The sequence below is a fragment of the Microvirga aerophila genome, from assembly GCF_003332305.1.
Classification (GTDB): domain Bacteria; phylum Pseudomonadota; class Alphaproteobacteria; order Rhizobiales; family Beijerinckiaceae; genus Microvirga; species Microvirga aerophila.
Window position 1 is genome coordinate 89635 of the sequence record NZ_QOIO01000023.1, and the last position, 12218, is coordinate 101852.

Annotated in this window: 12 protein-coding genes; 4 read left to right on the forward strand and 8 right to left on the reverse strand. The window is 62.8% G+C overall.

What is annotated here, in order from left to right:
* Positions 1–17: 17 nt before the first annotated feature.
* Positions 18–2018 (reverse strand): acetyl-CoA carboxylase biotin carboxylase subunit, encoded by a 2001-nt coding sequence (locus DRB19_RS14345; protein WP_114186709.1) that lies wholly within the window; start codon positions 2016–2018, stop codon positions 18–20.
* Positions 2019–2132: 114 nt separating this feature from the next.
* Positions 2133–2546 (reverse strand): hypothetical protein, encoded by a 414-nt coding sequence (locus DRB19_RS14350; protein ID WP_114186710.1) that lies wholly within the window; start codon positions 2544–2546, stop codon positions 2133–2135.
* A 328-nt stretch (positions 2547–2874) separates the two neighbouring features.
* Here DRB19_RS14350 and DRB19_RS14355 point away from each other — a divergent pair, with 328 nt between their 5' ends.
* Positions 2875–3486: an alpha/beta hydrolase gene (locus DRB19_RS14355; protein WP_114186711.1), complete on the forward strand. Its 612-nt coding sequence runs from the start codon at positions 2875–2877 to the stop codon at positions 3484–3486.
* Positions 3487–3614: 128 nt separating this feature from the next.
* Positions 3615–4679 carry an NAD(P)-dependent alcohol dehydrogenase gene (locus tag DRB19_RS14360; RefSeq protein ID WP_114186712.1) on the forward strand — a complete coding sequence of 355 codons (1065 nt, stop codon included), beginning with the start codon at positions 3615–3617 and terminating at the stop codon, positions 4677–4679.
* Here the strand turns inward: DRB19_RS14360 and DRB19_RS14365 are convergent.
* The 4 genes from DRB19_RS14365 to DRB19_RS14380 form a co-directional block, all read right to left on the reverse strand.
* The gene (locus tag DRB19_RS14365) at positions 4676–5752 is read right to left on the reverse strand and encodes a PLP-dependent cysteine synthase family protein (RefSeq protein ID WP_114186713.1); all 1077 of its coding nucleotides are present in this window, start codon (positions 5750–5752) and stop codon (positions 4676–4678) included. The two genes, DRB19_RS14360 and DRB19_RS14365, sit on opposite strands and share 4 nt — an antisense overlap.
* 70 nt (positions 5753–5822) lie before the next feature.
* Positions 5823–6557, reverse strand: a complete 735-nt coding sequence (locus DRB19_RS14370) for an SGNH/GDSL hydrolase family protein (RefSeq protein WP_162815692.1) — start codon at positions 6555–6557, stop codon at positions 5823–5825.
* 20 nt (positions 6558–6577) lie between these two features.
* Complete coding sequence (locus DRB19_RS14375) at positions 6578–7741, reverse strand: OpgC family protein (RefSeq protein ID WP_162815693.1); 1164 nt, start codon at positions 7739–7741, stop codon at positions 6578–6580.
* Positions 7742–7966: 225 nt separating this feature from the next.
* On the reverse strand, positions 7967–9499 hold the full coding sequence (locus tag DRB19_RS14380) for an acyl-CoA carboxylase subunit beta (RefSeq protein ID WP_114186716.1): 1533 nt from the start codon (positions 9497–9499) through the stop codon (positions 7967–7969).
* A gap of 154 nt (positions 9500–9653) precedes the next feature.
* Between DRB19_RS14380 and DRB19_RS14385 the strand changes: the two genes are divergently transcribed.
* Positions 9654–10031, forward strand: coding sequence for a hypothetical protein (locus DRB19_RS14385; protein WP_114186717.1), 378 nt, complete (start codon positions 9654–9656; stop codon positions 10029–10031).
* 46 nt (positions 10032–10077) lie between these two features.
* On the opposite strand, the gene DRB19_RS14390 is transcribed toward DRB19_RS14385, so the two are convergent.
* Both DRB19_RS14390 and DRB19_RS31135 read right to left on the reverse strand, forming a co-directional pair.
* Positions 10078–10860: an ATP12 family chaperone protein gene (locus tag DRB19_RS14390; RefSeq protein ID WP_114186718.1), complete on the reverse strand. Its 783-nt coding sequence runs from the start codon at positions 10858–10860 to the stop codon at positions 10078–10080.
* A gap of 18 nt (positions 10861–10878) precedes the next feature.
* On the reverse strand, positions 10879–11556 hold the full coding sequence (locus DRB19_RS31135) for an HAD-IA family hydrolase (protein WP_114186719.1): 678 nt from the start codon (positions 11554–11556) through the stop codon (positions 10879–10881).
* A 421-nt stretch (positions 11557–11977) separates the two neighbouring features.
* Between DRB19_RS31135 and DRB19_RS14400 the strand changes: the two genes are divergently transcribed.
* Positions 11978–12218 (forward strand): IS630 transposase-related protein (locus tag DRB19_RS14400; protein ID WP_245439450.1); only part of this gene is annotated, 241 nt, incomplete at its 3' end.

Here is a 12218-nt window from a genome sequence, read left to right on the forward strand (position 1 = left end):
CACTTCGAAGCCTACCCTCAGGCGAACTCCATGATGACCGCGTCGACCGCGAGACTGTCGCCCTCTTTGGCGTGAATTTTGGCAATAGTAGCATCGCGCTCGGCGCGCAGCACGTTTTCCATCTTCATCGCCTCGACAATGCAGAGCGGCTCGCCCGCCTTGATCTCCTGCCCGGCCTTCACGTTGATGGCCTTTACGAGACCCGGCATGGGGCAGAGAAGCTTCTTGCCCGTATCGGCCTCCGCCTTCTCGGGCATGAGCGCCGCGAGATCAGCCTCGCGCCGGGTATAGACCCGCACCTCGGCCGAGGCGCCCGCATGAGACAGGACCATGCCGTTCAGGATCGTCCGGACTTGCACGGCGATCTTCTGGCCACCCGCGAGCCCCGTCCAGACCGGCTGGCCGGGCTTCCAGGACGACACTACGGGCCACGCCTCGCCATCCATGACGATGGCAATGCCGCCCTCGATGTCCTCGACCAAAACCTCGCGCTGTTCCGAGCCCAGCATGACCACGCGGTTGCGCTCGAAGGACACGGCGGAGGCGTGGCGCATCTGGCCGGAAATCTGCCGCTTGCGCTCGTTCTGCAGATGGTCGATGGCCGCGCCTACGGCCACCAGGCGACGGGCGATCTCGTTCGCGGGCGCAGGCACCTTGAAGCCCTGCGGGTATTCCTCGGTAATGAAGCCGGTGGAGAGCTTCCCCGACTGCCAGCGCGGATGCTGCATCAGGCTCGACAGGAACGGGATGTTGTGGCGGATGCCATCGATGGCGAATGCGTCAAGCGCCCTCGCCTGCGCGTCGATAGCCTGTTCTCTCGTCGGCGCGTGGGTGACCAGCTTGGCGATCATCGGATCGTAATAGATCGAGATTTCGCCGCCTTCGTACACGCCCGTGTCGTTCCGCACCGTGACGCCGTTCTCCTCACCCTCATGGGGCGGTCGATAGGTCACGAGCCTGCCTGTGGAGGGCAGGAAGTTGCGGATGGGATCTTCCGCGTAGATGCGGCTTTCCACCGCCCAACCATCGAGCTTCACGTCCGCCTGCGAGAGCCGAAGCTTCTCGCCCGCCGCGACCCTGATCATCTCCTCCACCAGGTCGATGCCGGTGATCATTTCGGTGACGGGGTGCTCCACCTGCAGGCGGGTGTTCATTTCGAGGAAGTAGAAGGACTTGTCCTGGCCGGCCACGAACTCCACCGTGCCGGCCGAGTCGTAGCCTACGGCTTTCGCCAGCGCCACGGCCTGCTCGCCCATCAGCTTACGGGTGGCCTCATCCAGCAGCGGGGATGGGGCTTCCTCGATAACTTTCTGGTTGCGGCGCTGGATCGAGCATTCGCGCTCGCCCAGATAGATGACGTTGCCATGCTTGTCGCCGAGCACCTGGATTTCGATGTGGCGGGGATCGGTGATGAATTTCTCGATGAAAACCCGATCGTCGCCGAAGGAGGACGCCGCCTCGGATTTCGCCCGGGCAAACCCCTCGGCCACTTCGTCCGACGAATAGGCGATGCGCATGCCCTTGCCGCCGCCGCCGGCCGAGGCCTTGATCATCACCGGGTAGCCGATCTCATCGGCGATGTTCATGGCCTGCTCCGGCCCCTCGATCACGCCGAGATAGCCCGGGACGGTGGAGACTTTCGCCGCGGCAGCCGCCTTCTTCGACTCGATCTTGTCGCCCATGGCCGCGATGGCTGCGGGATTGGGGCCGATGAACACGATCCCAGCCTCAGCCAATGCCTTGGGGAATGCCTCGCGCTCGGACAGGAAGCCGTAGCCCGGATGGACCGCCTGAGCGCCGGTCTGCTTGCAGGCCTCGATGATCTTCTCGATCACCAGGTAGGATTGGGCCGCCGCAGCGGGTCCGATATGCACCGCTTCGTCGGCCATCTCCACATGGAGCGCATCCCGGTCCGCGTCGGAATAGACGGCGACCGTCTTGATGCCCATGCGCCTGGCGGTCTTGATAACCCGGCAGGCAATCTCGCCCCGGTTGGCAATCAGGATCTTGTCGAACATAAGCCCTCGAACGCTACAGGCCGTAAAAGATTTGAGGCCCCACTCCCGTTACTGCACATCAGTGCGTTCGGGAAGCGGGGCCGGCTCAGCAATTCGCTTAAGAGGGCGCGTCGATCAGGCGGCGAGGCTCTGGAGCCTGGCATGCTGGCGGCCCCGCATGATGAAGTCGAGGAGGGCTGCATGCACGTGCTGGGTTTCATCCAGGATGGCGTAGACGATGTTCATGGCGGTCTCGGTCGGGCCACCGACATCGAGCGCCGTGGTGAGCCATAGGGCGTCATCGCCGGGAACCACGCCAGTCGGCCGCATGCCCCACACCATGAAATCCACCACGAGGGCGGTGAGGGCCGGCCCCCAGCTGGCATCGGCATCCAGGCTCCGATCGAGGGCAAGAAGCGCCTCCGCCTCGATCCGGCTCATGATGCCGTCTTCCAGGATCTCGCGCTGAAGCTTCTTCACGTCGTCGGCTGAGATATACTTGCTGTCGATGACGGTTCCGATGAAATCACGAAGGTTATTCTTGATCATCTGCTTGACTCCCGCCGGCTTTTGTCTGGCACCGGTTGATCTTTTATCCGAGGATGACTTTTGCACGGGGACAGGGGTCAAACCGTTAATATGCAATTCTGAATCATCGTTGAGGTTAAGCGTTGTTGAGACTCTTTGGTTGCTGGAATCTTGCCGGGTATTCGGGATCTCCGGCCGAGCTTTGCGTTGCTGCATGCAAAGCCTTGCGGCTCTTCGGTTTCTCCCAATCAGCCCCATGTGCCACTCATCGCAGGCTGGCGCGCGTCGCAGATGCCCGTTCAGGAAGCGGTAAGGTGTTCATTTCGTTAAAAAACAGGGGTTTTGGGGCATGAAAGAGCTCTCCTTCATCCACCGCTTCGAGCCGGCGTTAACGCCCGACCTGCCCCCGCTCCTGCTTCTTCACGGGACGGGCGGCGACGAGAACGACCTGATCTCACTCGGCAAGATGATCAGCCCCGGGGCAGCTTTACTGTCACCGCGCGGAAAAGTTCTGGAAAACGGAATGCCGCGCTTCTTCCGCCGCCTGGCCGAGGGCGTTTTCGACGAGGCGGACGTGAAGGCCCGCGCCAACGAACTGGCGGATTTCATTGCCGAAGCTCGGGAGGCCTACGGCTTGCAGGCGCCTGTTGGGGTTGGCTTCTCCAACGGCGCGAACATCGCAGCGGCCTTGTTGATGCTGCGCCCCGAAGCGCTCGCAGGCGCGGTGCTCCTACGGGCGATGGTGCCCCTGAGCGAACCGCCGAAAGCAGATCTCGCCGGGAAGGGAGTGCTTATGCTGTCCGGCTCGATGGACCCGATCATCCCGGCCGAGAACTCCGAACGCTTGGCCGAATTCCTTTCCGAATCCGGGGCCAGCGTCAAACACACGGTGCTGCCGGTGGGACACGGTCTCTCGCAGCAGGATTTGTCCTTGACGCAGAACTGGTTCCTGAACCGATAAGCTTTATATCCGGTCGGGCCGCGCGGGAGCACGAGAGCCATTGAGCTATCAGTCTTTCGTGCGGAACCGACCGGACATGAGATCGTCTAACTCCGATCATCCCTCCCCACCCGCCCCATGGAATTGTCATGAAAAGCTTCGGCTATGCCGCCAAATCCGCCGCCAGCCCTCTTAATCTCTTCCAGTTCGAACGACGCGAACCCGGTCCGAGGGATGTGCAGATCGACATTCTCTATTGCGGCGTTTGCCACTCGGATGTGCATACCGCCCGGGATGAGTGGGGCGGGGCGGTCTATCCGGTGGTGACCGGCCACGAGATCGTTGGACGCGTGACCCGCGTCGGCGCTGAGGTGACCCGGTTCAAGGAAGGAGACTTGGCGGGCGTCGGCTGCATGGTCGATTCCTGCCGTCATTGCATCAATTGCGACGACGGACTGGAGCAATATTGCGACCACGGTTTCACAGGAACCTACAACAGCCCCGACAAGCGTTCGGGCGGCGTCACCTATGGAGGCTACTCGACCTCCATCGTGGTGGACGATCACTTCGTCCTGCGTATGCCCGAAAAACTCGACCCCGCCGCCGCCGCGCCTCTCCTGTGCGCGGGCATCACCACCTATTCGCCCCTTCGGGAATGGGGTGTCGGCAAGGGCCACAAGGTTGGCGTGGTCGGTCTCGGCGGCCTCGGCCATATGGGCGTAAAGCTCGCCCACGCCATGGGGGCGCATGTGGTGCTGTTCACCACGTCACCCGGCAAGACTCAGGACGCCTTGCGCCTTGGCGCGGACGAGGTGGTGGTCTCGCGGGATGAGGACGCCATGGCGGCCCACGCGGGCACCTTCCACTTCATCCTCAACACGGTGGCGGCTCCCCACAACCTGGACCCGTTCCTGTCCCTCTTGCGGCGGGACGGCACCATGACCCTCGTAGGTGCGCCCGCCGAGCCTCACCCCTCGCCCACCGTGTTCAACCTGATCTTCAAGCGCCGCCGCCTCGCAGGCTCGCTCATCGGCGGCATCGCGGAAACCCAGGAGATGCTGGATTTCTGCGCCGAGCACGGCATCGTGTCGGACATCGAGCTGATTCCGATCCACCAGATCAACGAAGCCTGGGATCGCATGGTCAAAAGCGACGTCAAATATCGCTTCGTGATCGACATGGCGTCGCTCAAAGACGAGGTGAAGTCGCTCTAAAGATCGAGCGCGCCGGTCTCGAAAAAGCGCTCCATTGCGGATTCGGCAGCGCGGGTCTCGATCCCGCGCTGTTCGAGCCATGCATCGTCCAGATGCGTGCTACGATAGCGCTCACCGGAATCGCACAGCAGGGTCACAACCGACCCCTGCTCGCCGTTGCGCACCATCTCGCTGACGATCTGCGCAACCGCCCACAGATTCGTGCCGGTGGAGCCGCCGCAGGAGCGGCCGATGCGGCGTGACAGAACGCGAGCCGCCCCAAGGCTTGCCGCATCCGGCACCGCGTGGGCGCGATCGATCAGTTCGGGCACGAAGGACGGCTCGCAGCGCGGGCGGCCGATGCCCTCGATCACCGATGGAGGCTCGGACACGGTGCAGATGCTCCGGTCGGCCAGATGCCGGTGGAAGACCGACGCCTCCGGATCAGCCAGGCAGAGCCTCGTCGGCAGGCGGCGGTAGCGGATGTAGCGCCCAAGCGTCGCCGACGTGCCGCCGGTGCCCGCGCTGACCACGACCCAGGCCGGAACAGGATGCTCCTCATGGGCCATCTGGCTGAAGATCGACTCGGCAATGTTGTTGTTGCCGCGCCAGTCCGTCGCTCGCTCCGCGTAGGTGAACTGGTCCATGTAGTGGCCGCCGAGGCTCTCCGCGAGCCGGGCGCTTTCCATGTACATTTCGGCGGCGCTGTCCACGAAATGGCTCTCGCCCCCATAGAAGGCGATCTGGTCGATCTTCTCCGCCGAGGTCCACCGCGGCATGACGGCGATGAAGCGCAAGCCCAGCATCCGGGCAAAATAAGCCTCCGACACTGCAGTGGACCCGCTCGACGCCTCGATGATGGCCGTCTGAGGTCCGATCCAGCCGTTGCACAACCCATACAGAAACAGCGACCGTGCCAGCCGGTGCTTGAGGCTCCCAGAAGGATGAGTCGATTCATCCTTCAGGTAGAGTTCCACGCCGGGCGCGCGCGGCAGCGGCACGCGCAGGAGATGCGTGTCCGACGACCGGTTGAAGTCGGCCTCGATGATCTGGATGGCGTGGGCCACCCAAGCGCGGTCGGAAGAGGGTTTCATGATGAATGGCCTGACAAAAGCGCCAACTTCGCGCTCACTCGCTGAATGAGGCGATGGCGATGTTTGGATCCTAAGGGCGGCGGGCCGCTGAGACGGCGAGGCTCGGAGTAGGGTCGACCGCAGCCACCATGGAATGCAGGCTATCGGCAATAAGCTCAGCCATGCAGTCGTAACCACGGTCGCCCATATGGAAGCGGTCGCTCGACAACATGGCGTTCAGCACATCCGCCGAAAGCTGCCCCCAGGCCTTCATGACCTTATAGCGCGAGAAGACCGGCACCTGCTCGCTGGCGCCTGTTGCGCCGACAAGGCCCACGAAGCGTTCATACCGGTCGGGATCCTTGATGGCTGGATAATACTGCTGATCGAGGAGAAGCACATCGACCCCAAGGGCCTGCGCCGCGTCGATCCCTTCCCTCAAAAGGGCCGCGAACCGCCCTTCGTCGATGCCCTTGACGGCATCGTTCGTGCCGACCTGCCATATGACCAGATCCAGCCTGTCGGTCCCGAGGGAGGTCTTGAGTCGTTCGACGGTCTCGGCAATCGTCTCTCCCCCCTTCCCGGCGTTCTCGATGATCACCGCCTCCCTCCACATCCGGGTGAGGTCCGCCTGAAGCTGGACGGGATAGGAGAAGGCGGGAGACGAGGCCCCGATCCCTTGTGTGGACGAGGACCCGATCGCCAGGATCCGGACAGGCTCCCGTCGCTTGAGCCGCGAGGCGAGGCGCTCCAGCCTCGCCGGGGCCGAGACGGCCGGCTCGGAGGCGCGGCAGGCAGCATCCGCCGCAAGGGCGGCGCTGCTCATACCTGAAATAAGAAGCGATACTAGCGCGGAAACCGTCCGGACGCCGAAGCGAGGCCAAGTTCGACGGCACGCTCCGGCCGGGGAGCGATCGAGCCCTTCTTTTTCCATTCGAGATATCGCGCCAGTATGAGAAGTCCGAGGATGCCGAAGAGAGTGAATATCATACCGACGATATGTGGGCTAGCAGACGACTTGACCGCCGCAAGGGTCATGATCACCTCGCCCAAGGCGCTCAGGATGGAGCCGACGGCGAAGACTGGCAGGCCGTATCGCCCGAGGCGCATCATCTCCCTCCCGAAGATGGTGCCTTGAACCATCTGGCCCAGCCGAAGCTGCGTCAGCACATAGGCCAGCGCCAGGAAATGAACCAGCCGCCCGAGGCCGAGATCGCTCTTGATGATGTCGAGGTCGTTGAACGCGCCCCAGAGGAGGCCATGAGCTAGGCCGAACCCTTCCGTCATGATCACGAAGGATACCCCGAGGATGATGATGGAGCTTGCGAACGACGCTCGCAGGTACGGCACGTCCTGGCGGGTCAGGAGCGCGCCGACTGCAATCCCGGTGGTGAACAGAAGCTGCCAAGCGAACGGATTGAAGAACCAATGGCCGGGCTCCGGCCAGCTCGGGAAGGCCAGGATATCTGCTCGCGCGAGAATGTAGATGCCGATGGACACCGCAATCGCAACTGCCATGTGAATCCGCATCAGCAACATCGCGACCGGTGCCCAGAGCATAAGGGCGATGTAGAGCGGCAGGATGTTGAAGTATCCGAGCTGGTGCCCGAGCAGGAGGACGCCTGTGATGCCCCGCGCCGTATCGCCGAACACCATGTTGCGGCCGTGGGCCTCGATCAGCGCAACCTCATCGCTGAGAACATAGCCGATGGAGAACAGCGCAATAGCGACGCCGGTCATAATCAGGTGCATGCGGTAGAGTTCGAGCGAGCGCCGCAGGCATTGCCTGAATACCCCGAAAATATCGCCCTGCGGCAGCCTGGGGTAATAGACAAGGGCGACGGACAAGCCCGATATGAAGACGAAAGCTTCGGCAGCGTCGGAAAAGCCATAATTGCGCGGCGTGAGGTGTTCGAGGATATTGCCCGGAACGTGATTGACGAAGATCACGACCAGGACGAGCCCGCGCCAGAAATCTATGACGGTGTTGCGGCCTCCTGGGGCGTCCATTCCCTGTCCTCGCATTTTGAGATGACGACAGAACGTCACAAAATGGCGGCGGGATCCGACCGAGCCACCAATTATCCGTGATCGAATCGGCGTAGTGACCGGTATTCCAGATCAACTGGTGCGATACAAGCCTAGGAAACAGCGGCAAATGGGCGTCAGTGAGGCGTGACGCATGAGCGTCAAAGGCTCGCACCGGCTTCGGCGGTGCGAGCCTCATCCGCCCAATTACAACGGAATGTTGTCGTGCTTCTTCCAGGGCTGCTCCGTCTCCTTGTGGCGCAGCATCGCCAAGGCCCGGGCAATCCGTCGCCTTGTGGAGTGGGGCATGATCACTTCGTCGATGTAGCCGCGCTCGGCGGCCACGAACGGTGACATGAAGCGGTCCTCATATTCCTTGGTGCGCGCGGCGATCTTATCCGCATCGCCGATATCGCTCCGGAAGATGATTTCCACCGCGCCTTTGGCGCCCATCACGGCGATCTGGGCGGTGGGCCAGGCGTAGTTCACGTCGCCGCCGATGTGCTTGGATGCCATCACGTCGTAGGCTCCGCCAAAGGCCTTGCGGGTGATGATCGTCACCAGGGGCACGGTCGCCTGGGAATAGGCGAAAAGGAGCTTGGCGCCGTGCTTGATGAGGCCGCCATATTCCTGCGCCGTGCCGGGCAGGAAGCCGGGCACGTCCTCGAAGGTAACGATGGGGATGTTGAAGGCGTCGCAGAAGCGTACGAAGCGCGCGGCCTTGCGGGAGGCGTCAGAATCCAGCACGCCCGCCAGCACCATCGGCTGGTTGGCCACGAACCCGACCGTGCGGCCCTCGATGCGCCCGAACCCGGTGATCATGTTCCGGGCATAGGCTTCCTGGATCTCGAAGAAATCTCCCTCGTCCACGACCTTCAGGATCAGCTCCTTCATGTCGTAGGGCTTGTTGGGATTGTCGGGAATCAGGGTATCCAAGCTCTCATCGACCCGGTTGGGGTCGTCGAAACTCGGGATTTCCGGCACGCCATCGAGGTTGTTGGACGGCAGGAAGTCGATGAGGCGGCGGATCTGGAGCAGCGCCTCCACGTCGTTGTCGAAGGCGCCGTCCGCCACGGAGGACTTGGACGTGTGGATCTTCGCGCCGCCGAGTTCCTCGGCAGTGACCGTCTCGTTCGTGACGGTCTTCACCACGTCCGGTCCGGTGACAAACATGTAGGAGCGATCGCGCACCATGAAGATGAAGTCGGTCATGGCGGGCGAATAGACGTCGCCGCCGGCGCAGGGGCCCATGATGACGGAGATTTGCGGGATGACCCCGGAGGCGATCACGTTCCTCTTGAACACCTCGCCATAGCCGCCGAGCGCCGCCACGCCCTCCTGGATGCGTGCGCCGCCCGCATCGAACAGGCCGATGATGGGAGCCCGCATCTTGAGCGCCATGTCCTGGATCTTGGTGATCTTCTGGGCATGCGCCTCGGACAGAGAGCCGCCAAAGACTGTGAAATCCTTGGCGAAGACGAAGACCGTGCGGCCGTTGACGGTGCCCCAGCCGGTGATGACGCCGTCCCCGGGGATCTTCACCTTCTCCATGCCGAAATCGGTGGAGCGGTGCTCCACGAACATGTCGAACTCCTCGAACGAGCCCTTGTCGAGCAGGAGTTCGATGCGCTCGCGGGCCGTGAGCTTACCCCGGGCATGCTGCGCCTCAATGCGCTTTTCGCCGCCGCCGAGCCGCGCCTGGGCCCGCCTGTCTTCAAGCTGTTCGAGCATATCTTTCATGGGGAGGAACTCTGGACACCGGGAAAGGACATTCCATCGCCTTAGCACAGCCTTGAGGGCTCAAACATCCCGCTATGGATGTGTGCCGGCTCACTTCACAGGCGCATGTTCCGGCGCTAGAGAAGCATTTATATAACAATATATCGGAACAGCCATGAACACCGTCTTCAACATTTCCGCCGTTGCCGCTCTCGGCTCCCTGACGGCTGCCGGGTGCGCCAGCCGCTCCGGCGAGGTTTCGGCCGCTTACGTGTCTTCCGCCACCTACAGCAGCTACAACTGCCGCGAACTCGGCCAGGAGGCTCAGCGCGTCTCAAGCGCCGCCGCAGCGGCCGCGGGCGTGCAGGACTCTCAGCGCACGAAGGACACGGTCGCGACCACGGCCGCCATCGTGATCTTCTGGCCGGCGGCTTTCTTCGTCGGCGGCGACAATGCCCAGACGGCGGAACTCGCCCGCCTGAAAGGCCACATGCAGGCCATCGAGGAAGCCTCGATCCAGAAGAAGTGTGGCATCAACTTCCACCGCGCCTGACCGGGTCGAACCATCCTGAAGCCGCCGGAGAGAAACCGGCGGCTTTTTACCGGGACGCCAGCTGGAAAACCTGTGAAGCGGCCCTGAATTCGCCCTCCCGCCTTTTGCGGCGTTCCATGGCCTCATAATCCTCGCCCCAGAGGCTTTCCTGGAAGACCTCGTCCACATGGGCGGCCGCCCAGGCCTGATCCACGTCGATCGCCCCGGATGAATGCGCGAGTGCGATCAGCACCGACCCCGTCAGGGTGGTCATCACGTGCAGGGCCGCAAGGGCGAAGGGTGAATCGATTCGCTCAACGGCGCGACGAACGGCGGTGACGGCCTCCTCCGGCTGCGCTACATGAATCACGCCCTCGGCGAGGTTGAAGCGAGCCCCATGCGTCGCCTTCGCCCAATCGAGCACAGGACCCCAGGCGGCATCCTGCGCCTTGGCCAGGCGCTCCGGCTCCCCGGCCCGGTAGCAGGTCAAATCCGACCCTGAGTAGCGCACCAGATCGTCCACCACCTCGGCCTGCCGAGGCGCAACGCCGTCGATGGCGGAATTCACGATCCTAGTGAGCGGCATGGTGGAAGGATCGATCTCTTCTCCCTGAGCGCCCCACTCCTGAGCCAGGGCTTTGGCGAGACCAGAGGACGGCACGACCAAGTCGTGCCTGCTCGGCGTCTTGGCTGTGCGTCCGTCGAGCGTCAGGAAATATCGGCCGCTCCGCTCTTCGAAGCCGGCTTCCTTGTAGAAGCGTTTCGGCAGAGTCGGCTTCATGTTTCCTTGCGCGGCGCGCATCGGATTCGGCTCTTCGGCCGATGGGAACCAGTCTTTGGGATCAGTCATGGCATGCCAGATAGGGTCTCATGCGGCCGTATGCGAGGGATTGCCGAGAAACTCGCTCAAGAACGTTCTAAGCTCCCCATAGGAATGAACGATCGAGCCTGCGCCGGCCTCCACAAGCGCCGCCTCGGGCTGGAAACCCCAGGTGACACCCACCGGCACTGCGCCAGCCGCCCGGACCATGGCCATGTCGTAGCTCGAGTCCCCGATCATAACAGTGTCATGGGGCGCGACGTCGAGCTCTTCCATGGCCTGCCGAATCATCGCCGGATGAGGCTTGGACGGAGCATCGTCCGCCGTCTGGATCGTGGCGAAGACCCGATCCCAGCCGTGCCGATCGAGAAGATGGGACACGCCGCGGCGGGACTTGCCGGTCGCGATCCCGAGCAGCACGTCGTCGCGCCCTCTCAGCCAATCGAGGCACTCGTCCGCTCCAGGAAAGAGCGGCTCCGCAAGGGCCGGATCGAGGCGAAGGGTCGAAAAAGCAGCCTTATAGGCCTCTGCGAGGCCCTCGGCCGGCCCTTTCGGTCCGACCAGGACCGTGAACGCCTCGACAAGGGAAAGCCCGACGATCGAAAGTGACATCTCTCGGCTCGGCGGCTCCAGCCCATAAGCCGAAAACGCCGCGTGCTGCGCGGCCACGATGATGTTCTGGCTGTCGACCAAGGTGCCGTCGACGTCGAAGAGAATGAGCTTCAAGGAGAAATTACCACTGCGGGGACCAACCGGACGATTTATGTGAGACCAGCCAAGTGCATCTCGACTTAACGGGACATAGACAGCAGCCTTTAGGTTGGTATGGCGTCTGACACAATAGTCGGTCAAAGCTGTTATCCGAGAGGAGCATGAGCCGCTGCTCGTGCTTGGCGGCCCCGAGCCGGTGAGGGCCTGAAGTGCCCTGGTAAGCGTGCAGGTGCTATCTCGGGGCGGCTGATGATCTCGTCTCCCGGGCCATAGAACGTCCCGCTCAGAGACGTGCACTGCATTCCTGGTCAGGAATCGGTAGCGTGCCGTTTCGGACTTCGGTCGCACATCACTAAAGCATCGGACTGGAAATTCGACTCTTAGGGTTCTGGGTTGATGTGATCTGTGATTCACTTCGTCGGACGGGAGGTGGATCATGGGTCACTGCTATTCTCTCGATCTTCGTATGCGGGTTGCAGCCTTCGTCGAGGCGGGCCATTCCTGCCGGACGGCGGCCCGCCACTTTGGCGTCAGTGACAGCTGTGCCATCAAGCTGATGCAGCGCCAGCGGCGGTTCGGCTCGCCGGCGCCCGCCCGCCAAGGCCGTCCGCCGGGAGGTGGCAAACTGGTGCCTTATGAGACCTTCCTGATCCAAGCCGTCGAGGCACACCCCGCCA

Coding starts and splice junctions, on each gene's coding strand:
- DRB19_RS14345 (WP_114186709.1), bottom strand. CDS start 2,018: ATGTTCGACAAGATCCTGATTGCCAACCGGGGCGAGATTGCCTGCCGG.
- DRB19_RS14350 (WP_114186710.1), bottom strand. CDS start 2,546: ATGATCAAGAATAACCTTCGTGATTTCATCGGAACCGTCATCGACAGC.
- DRB19_RS14355 (WP_114186711.1), top strand. CDS start 2,875: ATGAAAGAGCTCTCCTTCATCCACCGCTTCGAGCCGGCGTTAACGCCC.
- DRB19_RS14360 (WP_114186712.1), top strand. CDS start 3,615: ATGAAAAGCTTCGGCTATGCCGCCAAATCCGCCGCCAGCCCTCTTAAT.
- DRB19_RS14365 (WP_114186713.1), bottom strand. CDS start 5,752: ATGAAACCCTCTTCCGACCGCGCTTGGGTGGCCCACGCCATCCAGATC.
- DRB19_RS14370 (WP_162815692.1), bottom strand. CDS start 6,557: ATGAGCAGCGCCGCCCTTGCGGCGGATGCTGCCTGCCGCGCCTCCGAG.
- DRB19_RS14375 (WP_162815693.1), bottom strand. CDS start 7,741: ATGGACGCCCCAGGAGGCCGCAACACCGTCATAGATTTCTGGCGCGGG.
- DRB19_RS14380 (WP_114186716.1), bottom strand. CDS start 9,499: ATGAAAGATATGCTCGAACAGCTTGAAGACAGGCGGGCCCAGGCGCGG.
- DRB19_RS14385 (WP_114186717.1), top strand. CDS start 9,654: ATGAACACCGTCTTCAACATTTCCGCCGTTGCCGCTCTCGGCTCCCTG.
- DRB19_RS14390 (WP_114186718.1), bottom strand. CDS start 10,860: ATGACTGATCCCAAAGACTGGTTCCCATCGGCCGAAGAGCCGAATCCG.